An 18697-nucleotide genomic window follows, 5' to 3' on the forward strand; every position below is an offset into this window, starting at 1 on the left:
CTCCCCAACACCCCTCCCCCTTCTATCGGGGACTCGCCCCATTTTACGCCGATCATGCGCCCTATTTCTTCGGACGGCAAGGAGTCGTCGATAAATTAGTCTATGCCCTCTACACCAAACCCCTCGTCACCCTCATTGGCCCCTCAGGCAGTGGCAAATCATCAGTCATCTTTGCCGGACTGCTGCCCAAATTTCGCCAAGAAGCCATTATCGTGCAACTGCGTCCCGGCCATCGTCCCTTCTTCCAACTCGCCAACGCCCTCATCTCTGCCCTCCACCCCCACCTCAGCGAAACCGAACAACTACGGGAAGCCCACCAACTCACCCTCGCCTTACAAAACCGAGAAGTCACCCTGCGGGATATGTGCGACTTCCTCTGGCAAAAACACCCCGACCAACACCGCTTTCTGCTGGTCATCGATCAACTCGAAGAACTCTACACCCTCTGTCCCAACTCCGCCACCCAACAGCAATTTATCGAACTCCTCCTACAACCCATCGCCGTGCGCGATCGCTTGCCCACCTTTTTCTTCACCCTAGTTTGTACCCTCCGGGCCGACTTTCTCCAGCATACCTTGCGCGATCGCCAATTAGCCACCGCCCTTTGCACCCATAGTCCCGAACTCCTGCAACCCATGACCCGCCAAGAGTTACAGGATACCATCCGTCAACCCGCCGCCAAACAAGGCATCACCATAGCCCCCGGCCTCACCGAACGCATCTTAGACGCAGTAGGAGACGAACCCGGCCACCTCCCCCTCCTAGAATTTGCCCTCACCCTCCTCTGGGACCGTCAGGAAGGCGGGTGTTTGACCCATTCCGGGTACGAGTCCATTGGGGGAGTCCAACAAGCCTTAGCGAGTCACGCAGAGCAATTCTACAACACCCTCTCCCCCGACGAACAACAACAGGCCCGTCGTCTCTTTCTGCAACTCGTCCACCCCGGAGACGAAACCGCCGACACCCGACGCATCGCCAACCGCACCGAACTCGGTGAACAAAGCCAACCCCTCCTGCAAAAATTAGTCAAAGCCCGTCTTGTCATCGTCGCCGAAGATAGCGTCGAAATTGTCCACGAAGCCTTAATCTCCGCCTGGGACCGACTAGGCCACTGGTTAGCCGAAGACCGCACCTTTCGTCTCTGGCAAGAACAACTCCGAGTCGCCCTACGACAATGGGACAACAGCCACCAAGACGACGGCTACTTACTCCACGGGACCCCCCTCTTAGAAGCCCAACGCTGGTTAAGTGACCGTCAAGACCAATTAACCCCCAGCGAACAAGCCTATATCCAAGCCAGCTTAACCCGACAACACCAAGAACAACGCCACCGTCACAGCCTCAAACAACAAATCGTTTGGCTTCTCTCCACCGGCTTAATGATTTCCCTCACCCTCGGACTCCTAGCTGGGTGGCAATGGCAAAGGGCCAATACAGGAAAAGTCGGAGTCCGCTTGAGTATCTTGAGTTTATCCTCCGAACAACTATTCGCCTCCAAAAAAGAATTAGAATCCTTATTCGCCAGTATTCGGGCCGCCCAACAAGTCCGAACCTCCCGTAACCTACAACCCGAAACCCGAATGCGAACCATTGCCGCCTTACAACAAACCGTCTATGGTATTAGGGAATATAATCACCTCGAAGACCACGACCGCACCGTCATTGATGTGGCCTTTAGTCCCGACGGAGAATATTTAGCCTCAGCCAGCGATGACCATACCGTGAAACTCTGGGCCAAAAACGGACAACAATTAGCTACCCTCACCGACCATCAAGACTTAGTGCGTCAAGTCGCATGGCAGTCCGACAGTCAACAGTTCGCCTCAGTGAGTTATGATGGGACCGTGAAAGTCTGGAATGTGGACGGTCAGTTACAGTGGACCGATCGCGGCCAAGACACCAAACTCACCAGTGTTGCCATTCATCCCCAAGAGAATACCATTGTGGCCGCTGGCATGGATGGCAGTCTGCAATTTTGGGACAACACCGGCCAATTACAAGCAACCCGCAAAGGTCATGGGACGGCCATTACCGATGTCGTCTGGAGTCCCGACGGGACTGTACTGGCTTCGGGGAGTAGTAATAGTACCGTGAAACTGTGGGCAAACAACGGACAACGGTTAGCTACCCTCCGCGGCCATGAACAGTCGGTGACACGGTTAGCCTTTAGTCCCGATAGTCAAACTTTAGCTTCGGTGAGTAAAGGGGGAAAGGTGCGACTGTGGGACAAAAATGACCAACTCCTCCAAGCCTGGCCGGCCCATGAGGATGTGGTGTGGGGAGTAGCGTTTAGTCCCGATGGCCGCTTACTGGCCACGGCCAGTGCAGACCAAACGATTCGATTATGGCGGTTAGATGGCACATTGGTGACAACTTTTGCGGGTCATAATGCTTCGACCTATAGTGTGAGTTTTAGTCCCGATGCCCAAACCTTGGCCTCCGCTAGTGCGGATACCACCATTAAATTATGGCATCCTCAGCCCCGGTCTTTGCGCGTTTTACGCCACGAAAGTCCTGTCCAAGGGGTAATCTTTCATTCCCAAGGACAACAGGTGTTAACAGCCACTCAGGAAGGGAGAATACGACGGTGGGGGAGAAATGGGAGTTTACAGAAAATTTTAACGACCTATCCGGACTTCCTCACGGAGTTACAAGGGACTCCGACTCAAGAGGTGGTGTCGGTGGGGTTAACGGGACGCATTCAAATCCAATCCAAGATTGGGCGGGAAAGGTGAGTCAGGAATGGTTTAGTTTAGGGGGAGGGGAGTTAGCGGTGGCCGTTAACCCTGCAACTGGTCAACTGGTGACGGGGGGGAAGCAGGGGACTTTAAAACTCTGGACTCCCCAAGGGGAGTTACTGCAAACGATGATGGCCCATGAGGAGGAGGTGACAACGGTGGCCTGGAGTCCCGATGGCCAGCGTTTGGCCAGTAGTGGGGAAGATGAGGTGATTTATATTCGACAAGGGGGGGGACAACAGTTATCGACTCAATCTATCCGGTTACGGGGCCATGGGAGTCAGGTGTCTCAAGTGGCCTTTAGTCCCGATGGACAAATTTTAGCCTCAGCCAGTGATGATGGGACGGTCAAACTTTGGTATCTTGACGACTCAGAGGGGTCTAGTCAAACCTTACGGGGTCATTTGAGTAAGGTGAATACGGTGGCCTTTAGTCCCGATGGACAAATTTTAGCCTCTGGTAGTCAGGATGGCACGGTGAAATTGTGGAGTTTACAAGGCACTTTGTTAACCACATTACAGGCACATCAGGGAAGTGTTGTCAAGATAGAGTTTAGTCCCGATGGTCGTCTGTTGGCTTCGGCCAGTGCAGACCAAACGGTGATTTTGTGGAATTTAGATTTGGAGGATTTATTAAAAAAGGGGTGTCAATGGATGGCAGACTATTTACAAACGAATCCGAGTTTAAGTGACAGCGATCGCAGGTTATGTCAATTTTAAGTATTGTATTGTCAGGAAAGTGGCCTTGGAGAGGGCGAGGAAACCTTGCTATCTTCCATCGGCCACCCGTTGCGCAGTAAGCCTTTTAAGAGTCGCGGCTGACCAATGATAGCTCAATGCTTACTCTCAATGTTAAGGAGGTCAGGGTTCAGAAGGTTGGTCAGGTGATGGAAACCTGGCGTAAAATTAAAGGGATGTTAACCGTAATTTAACTTAATTTATACGGCCTGTCGTTCACAATAGAAACGAAATTCCTCCACTGGATTAGAAGATAGCAGTCTTGAGTTGTTAAAGCCTTTCTATTCTCTGGTTAAACAGACTGAAATAAACCCATGGATAATCCTAATAAGCCCATACTACTCATCGTCGATGACAATCCGACTAATATTAAAGTTTTATTTAATTTTTTAAAAGAATCGGGGTTTAAAGTTCTGGTGGCGAAAGATGGAGAAAGTGCGTTAAGTAAACTCCAAGAAATTAGCCCGGACTTAGTGTTATTAGATGTTATGATGCCAGGAATAGACGGGTTTGAAACTTGTCGTCGCATGAAAGAAGACCCGAAACTTAAAGAAATTCCGGTAATTTTTATGACAGCTTTATCTGATACTGTAGATAAAGTTAAGGGGTTATCCTTGGGGGCAGTTGATTATATTACCAAGCCCTTTCAACAGGAAGAAGTGTTAGCTAGAATTAACCTACATTTGAAACTGCGATCGCTGACCTTAGATTTAGCCCAAAAAAATGAAAAATTAGAAAACTTTAACCATGAATTAGAACGACAAGTGGAAGAACGCACAGCAGAACTAAAACGAACTCAGTCCCAACTGGTATTAGGGGAAAAAATGTCTGCGTTAGGGCAATTAGTCGCTGGGGTTGCCCACGAAATTAATAACCCGGTTAACTTTATTTACGGCAACCTTCGCTATGCCTCAGAATACACCCACGGCCTCTTAGAATTAGTACAAAAATATCAAGAAAAAGACCCTGATCCCGGTGAAGAAATTGAAGAACTGATTGAAGAAATTGACTTAGAGTTTGTCAATGAAGACTTACCAAGATTGTTAAACTCTATGCAAATTGGGGCAGAACGAATCCGGGAAATTGTTCTTTCATTACGCAATTTTTCCCGTGTTGATGAAGCGGAATTTAAAGAAGCCGATTTACACGCAGGGATTGATAGTACCTTAATGATTCTCCACAGTAAAACGAAGGCCAAAGGAGATGATCCAGGCATTGAAATTATTCGAGACTATGGTAAACTTCCCCTCGTCAAATGTTATCCAGGGCAACTGAATCAAGTTTTTATGAATTTATTAGTGAATGCCATTGATGCGTTAGAAGAAAACCGAAAATCCGAGCGTAAAATTGAGATTATCACCCAAAAACGAGAAAAAGACATTGAAATTCGCATCACCGATAATGCGGGAGGCATTCCTCCGGAAGTGCAAGACAAGTTATTTAATCCCTTTTTTACCACCAAACCAGTCGGAAAAGGGACCGGGTTAGGGTTAGCTATTGTTCACTCAATTATTGTAGAGAAACATGGGGGGACTATTGAATGTCAATCTCAGGTGAATGATGGCACAGCGTTTATTTTGCGTCTCCCGGTTGACAATTAATAATTCACAATTAACAATTAACAATTCACAATTAACCATTAACGTAAACATTTAGGTTAGGGAAGTTGACAAAAAGGGAAAAGTGAGTTAAGAGGAAGCATTCATATATTGTGTATCTGTTCGTAGTAAGCTCGCAAGTGAGCTTCTTTCACCTCTGACTGTGTAACGGCTAAATTTTAACGGCTAAAGTTTTAAGTTAGTCTATCAACCCGTTTTTAACGGGTTTAAACTCTTAGCCTTGGGTTGAAACCCAAGGTGTATTTGTAATAAAATCCCGAACCATTAAAGCGGTTGCGGGGGCTAAGAGGACACCATTGCGGTAATGGCCAGAAGCCAGCCAGATATTATCATAATTGGCTAAAGGTTCGATGACTGGGGCAGGACGGCCTTGGGGGCGGGGGCGTTTTCCAGACCAGATTTGGAGAATTTCGGCCTGGGCTAAAGTGGGGCAAATTGCGATCGCGCGTTCCAACAACCCCTCCAACTCCATTCCATCAGCCACCACCACCCCCGACGCATCGGGAAACTCCACCGTAGCCCCCAACCCATACTCCAACCCCCCCAACGGCACAATATTCACCCCTTCCCCAGCAATCACAGGCTGAAACCCTACATCTCCCAACGGTTCAGCCAGTCGCACCCGCAGTCCTTGGCCCAAAACCGGGAAAATAGACACCGGAGACTGCCAATGTTCCGTCAGGGGAGTAGAACCTAACCCCGCCGCAATAATCACCCCATCCACCGCTAACGGGCCTTGAGAGGTGTCTAGCTGACGACAGAAGGGCGGTTGCGCCGGGGATTCGATACCTCCCCTTACCGTCACCCCAAAGCGGCAATTTGCCCCATTTTGTCGCGCTCCAGCAATCAACGCCTCAGTCAGTGCCACCGGGTTCACCTGGCCATCTTGGGGAGAATACACCGCCCCCACCAACTCCCCATGCTGTATCGGAGGACAGCGAGTGGCCAGGGTGTCCCGGTCCCACAACTCCAACGGCCAACCCATCTGCTCTCGTTCCGCCTGTAACCGTTGCCACCGAGGCCAGTCCTCAGCCTGAACACAGAGTTTCACCAGTCCTTGGTTATTCCAAGGAATGGACAACCCCGTTAAGGCTTCCAACTCCGGAAGCAGCGTCTGATAACGCTGCAAACTCATCTCCCGCAGTCGCCAAGCGCGGCCTTTAGTCTTCTGACTCACCACCCCCATTAAAATCCCCAAGGCGGCCCCCGTTGCCCCGGAGGCCGCTTCTTGTTGCTCTAACAAAGTGACTTGTAATTGGGAGAGGCGGCTGAGTTCATAGGTAATAGCTGCCCCAACCACTCCTCCCCCAATGACGGCAAAATGCTTCATGCACTCGTCTCACTGTCCGTTGGTTCAGTGGGAATTAGGTCTAGATACTGATCCAAATCCTCTACAGCCCGGTTATAATAGCGCACAGCATCTGCATACACCTCCGCATCCGCAGCCGAATCGATCCGTTCTAAATCTTTAAATAAGCGTTCGGCGGTTTCTTTGGCGGGGGGTTGGTCATCCTCTAACAGAGTGCGGTTGACATACCCTAAACTTTGGCGAATGCCCCCTAAAGGACCATGAATGAAGGAGTCCACATCATTCCAGTCTTTTTCGTCAATATACTCTTTTAACTCCGGCATCCGTTCTCGTACCTGCTTCACGGGTTTGAGAACCTGTTGAATTTCAGTAATTTTTTCCGGCGTATAGGTGGGGGGTTCTTGGGCAACATTTCCCCCACAAGCCGTAACCAAGGTCATTACTAAAACCAACAGGATGGGTAAGATAGCACGTAATCTGTTCATGATCTTAAAAAGTCCTGTTCTACATCAATTTTTTACAATACCTTGAGAATCCCCCTTTTTAAAGATTATGCCGTCTCTATCCACAACAGATAGTGTTATGACTCGAAAAAGGATGATTGGTGTGATGGGGCCGGGACTGTCGGCCACCTCACGAGACTTGGAAAACGCCTACGCCTTGGGAATGCTCATTGCTCAAGCCCAGTGGGGTTTATTAACCGGGGGGCGTAATGTGGGAGTAATGGCCGCGGCCAATCGGGGGGCCAAGGAAGCTGGAGGGTTAACAGTGGGGGTGTTACCCAGTGCCGAACCCCGGTCGGTTTCGGAATTTGTGGATGTGGTCATTTGTACGGACTTGGGGAATGGTCGGAATAATATTAATGTGTTGTCCTCCGATGTCGTGATTGCCTGTGGGATGGGGTTGGGGACAGCCTCAGAGGTGGCTTTGGCCTTGAAAAATGGCAAATCTGTGGTTTTGTTAACGGAGATGAAGGAAAGTCACGGTTTTTTTCGCCAACTGGCCCCCCATCAGGTGTTGATTGTCCATTCGGTCCAAGATGCGATCGCAACCGTCCAAACCCTCATTTAACAGAATGTTGGCAGAAGTCCCCACCTATACCCCTTGCGGTTAGTTAGGGGAGTTCACTTAGTCACATTTCGTAAACATTCGAGACAAAGGTTCACCTCATGCTTAACAATAAAAACAAGTCACAGTCGGAACTTATGCAAAATGTCGGTTAAACCGCAATATTAGCCGTTTTTGTGGGTCATACTCCCATTAACGCTAATCTTCTGCATAAGTCCTCCCGGTTAGTGACCCCTTTGAACCAGACGATGCCCTCAGTAGCACAGAGAAACCATGATCAAAAAAATCCTATTAGCTGATTCTGGGACCGGCAACCCCGAAGAAATGTTGCAATCCCTCTTAGATTTACCCAACTTCAAAAACGTCTCCGTGACCATTCTCCACGTCGTCCCCTCCCAAGTCTCAGAAGGGGGCATGGAAACCAAAATGGCTGAAGGAGACAAAATTCTCGCAGAAGCAGCAGACAAGCTGAACCTTGACAACAAACTCATCTCTACCATAAAACGTCAAGGTGAACCCAAAGACACCGTTTGCCAAGTCGCCGAAGAAATTGGGGCAGACTTGATTATTATGGGGTCACGGGGTCTAAAACGACTGGTAGCCATCTTAGAAAACTCCGTCAGCCAGTACGTTTTCCAACTCACCGACCGTCCCATGTTACTGGTCAAAGATGATATTTATGTAACAAAAATTAAGCGAGTCATGATCGCTTTAGGGAAAACCCCAACCTCCCAAGCGAGTTTAGATTTAACCCTCTCCATGCTCAATGGGGCCAAGGGAGTAGAAGTGATTTTAACCCGTGTCAACCCTGACCTAGACCCGAAATTATTACCCCTCTCCAAAGCTGATATTGAGAATAACCCAGTCATTGCCGACGCATTACCGAAAGTGAAACGCATGGGCATTCCCTATCGTTGCATTGTAACGGGGGGTAAACCAGGAGAACAAATTTGTAAATTGGCCGAGGATAATAATGTCGATTTATTGGTAATAGGGTCCCCTGAACGTCGCCCATCGGTAGCCAGAGGTTTACCGGACTTAGACCGTTTGTTGGGGACTTCCCTCTCGGACTATGTACGAGTCAATGCCAATTGTCCGGTCTTACTGTCCCGGGAATTAGAAGAAGCGTAGTGCCGCGACCCAGCTAAAATTGTAGGTTGGGTGGAACGGAGTGTAACCCAACATTTTTCACTGGGTAATGTTGGGTTAACCGATTACGCCCCAACCTACCATCCACTGAACTCTCAAATGTTCATTATTATTAGTTGTTAACTGTTAATTATTAACAGTTAATAATTAACAGTTAGCATTTCTGGTGCGAAGCGTGACAGCGCAACGCACCAAAAATGCTAAATATCAAAATGGCGACTGAGGAGACGGTTGAGAATTTCCTGACCATTGGGGGAAATAACCCGAACCCGTATAAAATCGGGGTCACTAGGTCGCCAAGCAACGCGATAGCGGTATCCGCCATTATTCCAAGTGTAGATGCGGCGTTGGGGGTTGCCACCGACAGAAGCCCCACTGAGATAGATAGAGTCTCCGTTGCGTTTATTTTCGCCGTAGTACGTAAACGCATTATTGGAATAATCAATATTGACTAACCAAGTTCCATCTTGAAACGTTCCACGGGGGGAACTTTGAGCCATCACCGCAGTAGGAGTCAGCGTTTCGGTGATCATCGGGGTAGCCAGTCCGAGGACTGCGGCCAAGGCAACAGCTTTCAAATTCATGGGTTATGCCTCCACAAAGACGCGCAAGTATGGATAACCTCAAGCACAGGATAGCCAATTCCGCAAGAGTTGAAAAGAAATTTTTGGAAATTTTGGGAGCATCGGGTGTCGGGTGTCGGGAAATGCCGGATTTCCCTCCCTATTGCCTATTGCCTATTCCCCCAAGAACAAAGAACAAAGAACCAATAACGATCAACTATCAACCACCACTCCCCAGCACGCCCAAAAAAAAAGAATTAAGTTAGCATCAAAATAGGAACAAGCTCAGATGACCAACCAAATAGACCAAACTCCCAGTCAGGAATGCTTCTACTGGGTTCAGTGAGCCGACTGCGGAAGCCATACCGTTGGATTTTGTACGGCTGGATTTTGCACGGCTTTTCTGACTCACCTTACCTTCCAGAGGGTGGGTCATCTATTGACGGGATAAAGCGGATCAAGTTCCCTTGGGTTCACTTTTCCGTTTTTCCCTCTGCAATCTTCTCTTTCTCTTCTTCGTTTTTAACCCCTTGAGCTACTGATGACAACCCCCTCCTCTGATAATGGCATAATCTTTGTTGTGGGTAATTCTCCCGACTCTCTCGCTGAAACCCTGTCTCAACGGGGACATGAAGTTTATCCGATTCCCCCTGATGCAGATAACGCCCTTCCCGATCGCCATCCAGATGTTATTGTGATCATGGGGTGTCTCCAGGAACAAGAGGGAATTGCGGTCTGTGAAACCTTACAAGCGGTGGCCAATACCCACAGCATTCCGATGATTCCCTGGGGGAGTCACGGGGAACACTGTACGCACCAGAAACAGTCGTTTGAGGAGGAACACGGGTTGGCTCAAATTGAGCAGCACATTACCCTCCAGCGTCTGCAAAAGAAAGTTGAAGCGCAAGCGCGAGAGTTACAAGCGTCTCACCACCAACACCAGCAAACTGAGGCAGAAAATCAACTGCTGTTAAAAGTAAATCAATTAACCAATGAGGAGCAGGAGTTTCACCGAGGTGAGGAACAGGACTATTTTATTGCTATTCTTAATCGGGTTCTGCCTTTAATCTGTGAGGTGATGGGGTGGAGTTATGGGGAAGTCTGGATGATGAACGCTCAACGGACGGGGTTAGAGCGAGTTTCGGTGGAAGCAACAACCCCGGCAATGTCGCCTTTGCAATGTATTCGCAGTCAGCGCAGTTTGAAGTTTCAGGAAGGTTTAGTGGGACAGGTGTGGCAAAGGGGAGAATTAGTGGGTGTGAACCATTTAAGGGATTCTCGGTTTTTGGATGGGGAGACGGCATTGGCTTGTGGGTTACAACAGGCCCTAGCCATTCCCATTGTCAGCCATCCCCACCATCCTCTGGACTCGGTGGAAGCGGTGATGATGTTTTTGGCTTCTGGGCGGGAGGATGTGGCCCCGGTGGCGGAACATTCCCAACAGTTACTCCGAAGTATTGCCCAACAATTGGGGAAGGTGATTGAACGGCAACAGGCGGCCTGCCATCTCCGCACGTCCCAAGAGAAGTTTACGAAAGCCTTTCGCTCAAGTCCCCATCCTATTTCCCTAAAAACCTATGGGGAAAGTCGCTATTTGGAGGTGAATGATAATTTTTTAACGCTCTATGGCTACCAACGGGAGGAAGTGATTGGCAAAACGGTTGAGGAGTTGAATCTTTGGGTGAATCCCCAACAGCACGAGATTTTTAAGCAGTATTTACAAGAGAAGGGGATGATCCGCAATTTGGAGGTGAAGCATCGCAGGAAGTCTGGGCAGATTTTGACGATGCTGTTGTCGGCGGAAATTATGGATATTTATGGGGAGTCCTGTGTGCTGGTGACGGGGAATGATATTACGGACCGTCACCAGCGTGAGGAAGCTCTGACGATGATTGTACAGGGGACTAGCTCAATTACGGGGCATGAGTTTTTCCGCACCAGTGTGCGCTATTTGGCTCAATTGCTGAATGCCCGATATGCGTTTGTGACGGCGGGGTTAAATATACCGACGACGCGGGTGCGAATGTTGGCGTTTTGGCGGGATAATGGCTGGGATATTCCGATCGCTTATGATCTCAAGGGGACTCCTTGTGCGGAGGTGATTCAGCAGGGGAAGGGACGGTTTTATGCTCAGAATATTTGTGAGTTGTTTCCCGAGGATGAGAATTTAAAAACCCTAGACGCGGAGAGTTATTTGGGTTTTCCGTTGAAGAATAGTGAACAGCAGGTGATTGGCCATTTGGTGGTGATGGACTCTGAACCGCTTACCTATACGGCGAAGGAGCAGTCGATTTTACGGATTTTTGCGGCTCGGGCGGAGACGGAGTTAGAACGGCAGTTGACGGAGGAGAAGTTAAAGTTACGATCGCGCTTAGACTATCTCCTCAGCCAAATCTCTCAACATTTGCTCAATGATCCTTTAAAGGAGGCCATTGATTTTAGCTTACAGGTGATTGGCCAACAAACCCTCTGTGATCATGTTTATATTTTCCACGATAACCAGGATGGGCAGCATTGGCGCATTGTTCAGGAATGGCAAGCCCAAGGCCAAGGGTCGGAGAATCCTTTAATTCCTCTGTCAGACTATCCTTGGGTCCAGGAACGCTTGAATTATGATAGTCAACAACTACTCCATGTTCCCTCTTTGGAGAGTCTCCCCCCGGAAGCGTCTGTTGATCGTGCGTCTTTGGAGGCCGATGAGATTACCTCGTTTTTGGTCGTTCCACTGTTGTTTCAGGGACAGGTAATGGGGTATATGAGTGTGGATGCGTTCAGTAGTAAGGCTTGGACGCAACAGGAATTGAATTGGTTACGATTAATTGGGGAGTTGATTGCCATTGCCCAATCCCGTCATCAAGCCCACCAAGCCTTATTAGATAATGCTCATCGGGAGCATACCCTGATTACAATTATTGAACGGATGCGGAGGACTCTGGATATCGATACTATTTTCAGCACTACGACTCAAGACTTACGCGGGGCGTTAAAATGCGATCGCGTGGGCATTTATCAGTTTTATGAGGACTGGAGTGGGGCATTTGTGGCCGAGTCTGTGGCCGCAGGGTGGCAGTCTTTGGTGGAGGAACAAGAGAATCATCCCGAATTTCGAGAAAAAACCCTAGAAAGCGATCGCTGCACCATTAACCGTCTCCGTCAAACCTCCCCCATTGAAGACACCTATTTTCGAGATACAGGTGGCGGGGCCTATCAACAGGGTTTATCCTGTCGTGCGGTGGCTGATATCGAAAATGCGGCCTTTGAACAATGTTATTTAGACCTCCTCCGGGAATTTCAAGCCAAAGCCTATGTCATTGTGCCAATTTTCACCGGGAAAGACCTGTGGGGCTTGTTGGCTGCCTACCAAAATGATGGGCCACGACAATGGCACGAAAGTGAACAAAGTATGGTCATTCAAATTGGCACACAGTTAGGATTTGCCCTACAACAGGCCCAACTCTTAGCCCAGACTCGACAACAATCCGAGGAACTACAAAAAGCCAAAGAAGCGGCAGATGCGGCCAATTTTGCCAAGAGTGAATTTTTGGCCAATATGAGTCACGAATTACGGACTCCCCTCAATGCTATTCTTGGGTTTACTCAACTCATGGAACGGGATACCAGTCTCAATTCCCAACAACAGGAACATCTCCGCATTATTAACCGCAGTGGGGAACATTTGCTGGAGTTGATTAATGATGTCTTGGAAATGTCCAAAATTGAGGCAGGCCGGGTGGTTCTCCATGAAGAAAGTTTTAATTTACATCGTCTCTTACAAAATTTAGAGGAGATGTTCCGTTTGAAAGCCCAGTCTAAAGGCTTAATCCTCACCTTTCAGCGTGATCCGAACATTCCGGAGTTTATCTATGCAGATAAGAGTAAATTACGCCAAGTGTTAATTAATTTAATTGGCAATGCCATTAAGTTTACCCAACAGGGATCGATTACCCTACGGGTTGAACCGCAATATAATTCTGATTTAACCACCACGGAGGATTTTTGGTTAGCTTGTGCGGTGGCCGATACTGGGGATGGCATTAGTCCAGAGGATGTGGAGAAAATTTTTGAAGCCTTTACTCAGTCAGGGAAAGGACTGAAAAACCGCGAGGGGACGGGGTTAGGTTTACCGATTAGTCAACAGTTTGTCCAGTTGATGGGGGGAAGGTTGGATGTGTCGAGTCAATTGGGGGAAGGTGCGACGTTTTCCTTTAAAATTCCGGTGACGACTTCGACAACTCCTAAAGATTCTTCGTCTCCCCCTTGTCCCGTGGGATTAGCTGCGGACTGTCCTCGCTATAAGATGTTAGTGGTGGAAGACCAAAATTATAATCGTCTGTTTGTGGTGAATTTACTTCAGACAGTGGGGTTTGAGGTCCGAGAAGCGCATAATGGAGAGGAAGCGATCGCACTGTGGGAGTCCTGGCAACCGGATTTAATTTGGATGGATATTAGAATGCCTGTAATGGACGGATATCAAGCCACCCAATTGATCCGGCAAAAAGAATCCGTCCAACACCAACGACCACAAACCATTATTATTGCCTTAACGGCCAGTGCCTTTAAAGAAGATCATAATAAAGCCTTAGAAGCGGGATGTAATGACTTTCTCAGTAAACCATTTCAAGAAATTGATTTCTTTACCAAAATTGAGAAACATCTGACTATTGAATATCTCTATAATGAGGAACAATCTTCTCAACCGTCCTCCTCCTCCTTTGATCTCACCCCAAACGCTTTAACCGTCATGCCAGAAAGTTGGCGACAGAAAACCTATCAAGCAGCGGCCCAGTGTAGTGATCATTTAATCCACCAACTCCTAGAAGAAATCCCTGAAGAACACAAAGACCTCAAAAATGCTTTACTAGAGTTTGTCAATGAGTTTCGGTTTGATATCCTCATGGAGTTATTACAGGAGATTGAGAGTTGAAAGTTGAGAGTTGAGTGGTTAACCACAAAGACACCAAGAACACAAAGGACAGATTAAGGAGAGGTGAGGGTAATAACTAATCAGCAAAAACCAAATTTTTCCTATTCCCTAGTAACGATTCCCTTTTTGACCAACAACTCATTGTTCCCTGTTCCCTTTTTTACCAAACCCAAAACCCAGAAAAATTATGACTTCAACCCCCAATCAAACGCACTTAGGTGATATTCTCATTGTGGATGACCAACCGGATAATATTCGGTTTTTATCATCTATGTTATTTGAAAAAGGCTATAATGTCCGTAAGTCGTTAAGTGGTAAAATGGCATTCATGGCCATTGAAACCCTCCCCCCAGACTTAATTTTATTAGATATTACTATGCCAGACATGAGTGGGTATGAAGTCTGCAAAGAACTCAAACAAAAGCCAGAAACAAAAGCTATTCCCATCATTTTTTTGAGTGCTTTAGATGATGCCATTGATAAAGTTAAAGCCTTTGAAATTGGGGGAAATGATTATATCACAAAACCCTTTCAATTTACCGAAGTTTTAGCCCGCATTGAAAATCAACTCCAAGTTTGTCGTTTGCAAAAAAGATTACAAAACCAAAATCATCAACTCAAACGCACCTTAACCGATTTAAAACGAACCCAAACCCAACTTATTCAACAGGAAAGATTAGCAGGTTTAGGGCAATTAGTTGCAGGATTAGCCCATGAAATTAATAATCCAATTAGCTTTATTTACGGCAATCTTAGACCTGCCACTGAATATGTCGAAGATTTATTTCATTTACTAGATTTATACCATCAGGAATATCCACACCCCAAACCCCACATCCAAGAAGAAATTGATAATCTTGATCTAGATTTCCTGAAAGGTGATTTACCTAACTTGCTTGCATCCATGCAAAACGGCGCAGAACGCATCCGTAACATCATTGTCGGGTTGCGACATTTTGCTTGCATTGATGAAGCAGAGAAAAAAGCAACGAATCTTCATGAGAATTTAGAGAGTACCCTTTTAATGCTAGAACAACGGTTACAAGAAACCGATCACCGTCCCCCCATTAGCATCAAAAAGGACTATGGGGAGTTACCAGAGGTATTTTGTTATTCAGGTCAATTAAACCAGGTCTTTTTTAATTTAATTCTCAATGGGATCGAAGCGATCGAACAAAAATCTGATTTATCCAATCCCGAAATTACAATTAAAAATGAACTGACGGATGAGAATTTAGTTAAAATTAGTATTACGGATAATGGGGTAGGAATTCCGAATGATATAAAACCGCATATTTTTGATCCGTTTTTCACGACTAAAAATATTGGTCAAGGGACTGGGTTAGGGTTAGCCATTAGTTATCAAATTATCACAGAAAAACAAAATGGTTCAATTGAGGTGCAAACTGTTCCCCAAGAAGGAACAACAGTAAGTCTGACCATTCCTTTGTCAGTAGAGAATGATGGATAATAGATAATTATATTCTAACCCAGTTAATCCTATAAGTTCGTCGTAAGCTCTTTAGAGCTTAAAATAAATGCTTATAGATGTTGAATAAAATATTGACGATATAACTCACAACTGGGGATAGCATAATTTTTCGGGAGATAGGGGTTAGGAGACTGAGTTAACTGAATTAACCCTAAACTATTCAATTTAAAAGCAGTAACTTGGTTCAACTCTACGGGTTTAGTAGAATTGACGACTTGCTGATAAGCTGTAGCTAATTCCGGTTTTTTGAGAAGATGCCAAAGTTGGCCTTGTAAATGGTGTTGATAGATCGCAGTAAAATAATTAGAGTCTTTTAGTATAGATTCTACATCCATGTCAGTGTAAACACTGTGATACAAAAGGAGTCGGACTAAGTAAGGAAAGCCACCAATTTTTTCCATTAATTGCTGGAGTTTCTCTGCATCTAGATAAATTCCATGACGTTGTGCTAATAAATTTACTTGTCCGATAGTAAAGGGTTTAATTTCTACCGCAGTTCCTACATTAAAGGGAGAATGATTAATTTCAATGGGAATATAAACATCAGTGGAATGAACAATCAGTAAACGGAGTTTTTTCCAGCGTTCAATATTGCGGGTTTCTTCGTACCATGACCGTAATAAGGCTAAAAAATCTCTCGCTAACGTCGGAAACTCAAAAAGCTGGTTGATTTCATCAAATGCTAACACTAAAGGAGTTTGGACATTCTTTAAAATACAGTTTTGTAGATAAAATGAAGCACTGACAATTGCTCCGAGTTCTTCATCCCAATATTGATTGACTTTTTTGTTAATTTCTAATTGAATAGCAATATTAGCACAAACCCAACGGAGAAAAGTATGACTATTTTCTAATAATTGACTATCCGCAGCATTTAAGCTGATGTTTACAGTTTGATAGTTTTGTTGCTGTGCTGCAAAAAGAATGCGGGTTAACAGGGAAGTTTTCCCCATTTTGCGCGGTCCTTTAATGCGGATTAAACTGTGGGGTTTTAAGATTTCTTGAATGCAGAATGCTTCTAGGGGAGGCCGTTCAATATAAAAGGGGGAGTCTAGGGGAACAATTCCTTCTGGGTATTCGAGAGGGTTTTTTGTATTGGGTTGGACTTGTTGTAAAATTTCGGCAGGATCACGATTTTTGAGAAATGCTTTCGCAACGATACGACAGTTCGTTTTATTGATTTTTATGTCTAATAGTTGAGAAAGAGAGTTCCAAAGGTTAGGTGCGATGTTATGTTTAATGTAGCTGGAAGAATAGCTATTTTCTACAGCAATTTCGTCATAGGTTTTTTGCGGGTTGCGAAGTGATTCCATTAAGAGAATGGTTTGAATAGGGCTTAAAAAAGTCCCTGTTCTTTCCAAAAATAAATCATTGATTCGTTGTAGGAATTGCTCGCTTTCCTGCATTGTTAATTGCTTTTAAATTTCAATTATACACGACATGGGAGTTAAAATACGTGAAAATTGAGCAGTTTAACGCATTTTTCTATACCATCGGGCTAAGAAATCAGGGGAAATACGGAAAAAATAACCTAATATAATTAGTTGATTAATTAGTGTGGTTTTGAAAACTCCTAATTTTTGCCAACGACGGGAGGAGGTTAAGACGGATTGAGAAACGATCGCAATTTTCCCTCGACCTCGTAGTTGTTTGACTAATTCAAAGTCTTCCATTAAGGGTAATTGAGGAAAACCGCCAAACTGTTGAAATATAGCTTTTTTTAAAAAAAGTGCTTGATCTCCGTAGGGGAGAGAACAAAGCTGCGATCGCAAGTTTACCATCCCTTCCACCCACCGAAAAATCCAGCGATCGCTATCAATCCCCAACGTAAATGCACCTGCTATCACCTGGGGAGACTGGAGTGCGGCCTGTACCTGTGGTGCATAGTCTGGAGGAAGACAGGTATCCCCGTGAAGAAACAGCAATATCTCCCCGGTTGCGTGTTTTGCACCCCAATTCATCTGCTGGGCCCTTCCTTTCTGGGGAGACATGATCACCGAAATTCCCAAAGACTCCACTTGTGCAAGGGTATCATCCTGACTCCCCCCATCCACCACAATAATCTCCACCTCTGGATATTGTTGCACCGATCGCAAAGTGTTGCGGATATGACTGGCTTCATTTAAAACTGGAATAATGACGGAAAGGCCACTCATCGTAGGTTCTAACTTTTGCTCAACTCCCCACACAAGTTATCATGGCTTTTGTCATTGGTTGTTAGTTATTGGTGATTGGACTCACGAACTAGCAACTATCCACTATCCACTATTCACTCCCCCTTACCCATGACTCAACAATGGTTAACGATGCTGCAAGACTATCGCGCGATCGCAGTGATTCGTTCTCCCAGTGTATCCCTCGGCCAACAATTGGCCAAAGCACTCATTGCGGGAGGAATGCGCATTATTGAAATCACCTGGAATAGTGACCAACCCGGACAACTGGTAGAAACCTTACGGGAAGAATTCCCCGATTGTTCCATTGGGGTGGGGACCATTTTAAACCCTACTCAACTCCAAGATGCGATCGCAGCAGGAGCGCAATTCGTCTTCTCTCCCCACTGTAACCCCCAGCTTATCCAATCAGCCCGTCAAGCACAACTCCCCATCATTCCAGGAGCATTAACCCCCAGTGAAATCATCGGTGCATGGGAAATGGGGGCCACCTGCGTCAAAGTCTTTCCCATTCAAGCAGTGGGAGGGGTGCAATACTTAAAAAACCTCAAAACCCCCTTGGGAGAAATTCCCCTCATCCCCACGGGAGGAGTCACCCTAGACAACGCAGCTAATTTTATCAGCAATGGTGCGATCGCTGTTGGTTTAGCCAGTTCCCTCTGTCCCCCCCACACCCTACAAACCCAAAACTGGACAGAAATCACCCAGAATGCCCGTATTTTACAACAAAAAATTCAATTAGATAATCATAATAAATAATTGATAATTAATATTAACCCGTTTTAACGGGTTTAAGCTATGAGCATTGGGTTAAAACCCAATGCTCAACCAATACCCAATACCCAATGCTCAACCAATACCCAATACCCAATGCTCAACCAATACCCAATACCCAATGCTCAACCAATACCCAATACCCAATGC

The 18697-nt window shown here is 46.3% G+C and carries 13 protein-coding genes; 8 read left to right on the forward strand and 5 right to left on the reverse strand.

Going from position 1 to position 18697, the window contains the following annotated elements; all coding sequences use genetic code 11:
* The 3 genes from PN462_RS18100 to PN462_RS18110 form a co-directional block, all read left to right on the forward strand.
* Positions 1-2735, forward strand: a 2735-nt coding sequence (locus PN462_RS18100) for an NACHT and WD repeat domain-containing protein (RefSeq protein WP_272130226.1), incomplete at its 5' end; no start/stop codon positions are given.
* On the forward strand, positions 2732-3457 hold the full coding sequence (locus tag PN462_RS18105) for a WD40 repeat domain-containing protein (protein ID WP_272130227.1): 726 nt from the start codon (positions 2732-2734) through the stop codon (positions 3455-3457). The genes PN462_RS18100 and PN462_RS18105, both read left to right, overlap by 4 nt.
* Before the next feature lie 332 nt (positions 3458-3789).
* Positions 3790-5076, forward strand: a complete 1287-nt coding sequence (locus PN462_RS18110) for a hybrid sensor histidine kinase/response regulator (protein WP_272130228.1) — start codon at positions 3790-3792, stop codon at positions 5074-5076.
* A 232-nt stretch (positions 5077-5308) separates the two neighbouring features.
* Here the strand turns inward: PN462_RS18110 and PN462_RS18115 are convergent, their stop codons facing one another.
* Positions 5309-6424, reverse strand: a complete 1116-nt coding sequence (locus tag PN462_RS18115; protein ID WP_272130229.1) for an NAD(P)/FAD-dependent oxidoreductase — start codon at positions 6422-6424, stop codon at positions 5309-5311.
* Positions 6421-6888: a photosystem II protein PsbQ gene (gene psbQ / locus PN462_RS18120; protein WP_272130230.1), complete on the reverse strand. Its 468-nt coding sequence runs from the start codon at positions 6886-6888 to the stop codon at positions 6421-6423. Before psbQ ends, PN462_RS18115 begins: the two co-directional genes overlap by 4 nt.
* Positions 6889-6985: 97 nt before the next feature.
* Between psbQ and PN462_RS18125 the strand changes: the two genes are divergently transcribed.
* Positions 6986-7474, forward strand: coding sequence for a hypothetical protein (locus tag PN462_RS18125; protein ID WP_272130231.1), 489 nt, complete (start codon positions 6986-6988; stop codon positions 7472-7474).
* 270 nt (positions 7475-7744) lie between these two features.
* Positions 7745-8602: a universal stress protein gene (locus PN462_RS18130; RefSeq protein WP_272130232.1), complete on the forward strand. Its 858-nt coding sequence runs from the start codon at positions 7745-7747 to the stop codon at positions 8600-8602.
* A gap of 218 nt (positions 8603-8820) precedes the next feature.
* Here the strand turns inward: PN462_RS18130 and PN462_RS18135 are convergent, their stop codons facing one another.
* On the reverse strand, positions 8821-9204 hold the full coding sequence (locus PN462_RS18135) for a hypothetical protein (RefSeq protein WP_272130233.1): 384 nt from the start codon (positions 9202-9204) through the stop codon (positions 8821-8823).
* Between the two features lie 520 nt (positions 9205-9724).
* Here PN462_RS18135 and PN462_RS18140 point away from each other — a divergent pair.
* Positions 9725-14107: a GAF domain-containing protein gene (locus PN462_RS18140; RefSeq protein WP_272130234.1), complete on the forward strand. Its 4383-nt coding sequence runs from the start codon at positions 9725-9727 to the stop codon at positions 14105-14107.
* A gap of 187 nt (positions 14108-14294) precedes the next feature.
* On the forward strand, positions 14295-15578 hold the full coding sequence (locus PN462_RS18145) for a hybrid sensor histidine kinase/response regulator (protein ID WP_272130235.1): 1284 nt from the start codon (positions 14295-14297) through the stop codon (positions 15576-15578).
* 71 nt (positions 15579-15649) lie between these two features.
* Here the strand turns inward: PN462_RS18145 and PN462_RS18150 are convergent, their stop codons facing one another.
* Complete coding sequence (locus PN462_RS18150) at positions 15650-17005, reverse strand: AAA-like domain-containing protein (protein WP_272130236.1); 1356 nt, start codon at positions 17003-17005, stop codon at positions 15650-15652.
* 66 nt (positions 17006-17071) lie between these two features.
* Positions 17072-17755, reverse strand: coding sequence for a TIGR04283 family arsenosugar biosynthesis glycosyltransferase (locus PN462_RS18155; RefSeq protein WP_272130237.1), 684 nt, complete (start codon positions 17753-17755; stop codon positions 17072-17074).
* A gap of 129 nt (positions 17756-17884) precedes the next feature.
* Here PN462_RS18155 and PN462_RS18160 point away from each other — a divergent pair, with 129 nt between their 5' ends.
* Positions 17885-18532 carry a bifunctional 4-hydroxy-2-oxoglutarate aldolase/2-dehydro-3-deoxy-phosphogluconate aldolase gene (locus tag PN462_RS18160; protein ID WP_272130238.1) on the forward strand — a complete coding sequence of 216 codons (648 nt, stop codon included), beginning with the start codon at positions 17885-17887 and terminating at the stop codon, positions 18530-18532.
* Positions 18533-18697: the final 165 nt, after the last annotated feature.

This window comes from Spirulina sp. CS-785/01, from assembly GCF_028330525.1.
Classification (GTDB): Bacteria; Cyanobacteriota; Cyanobacteriia; order Cyanobacteriales; family Spirulinaceae; genus JAQMSD01.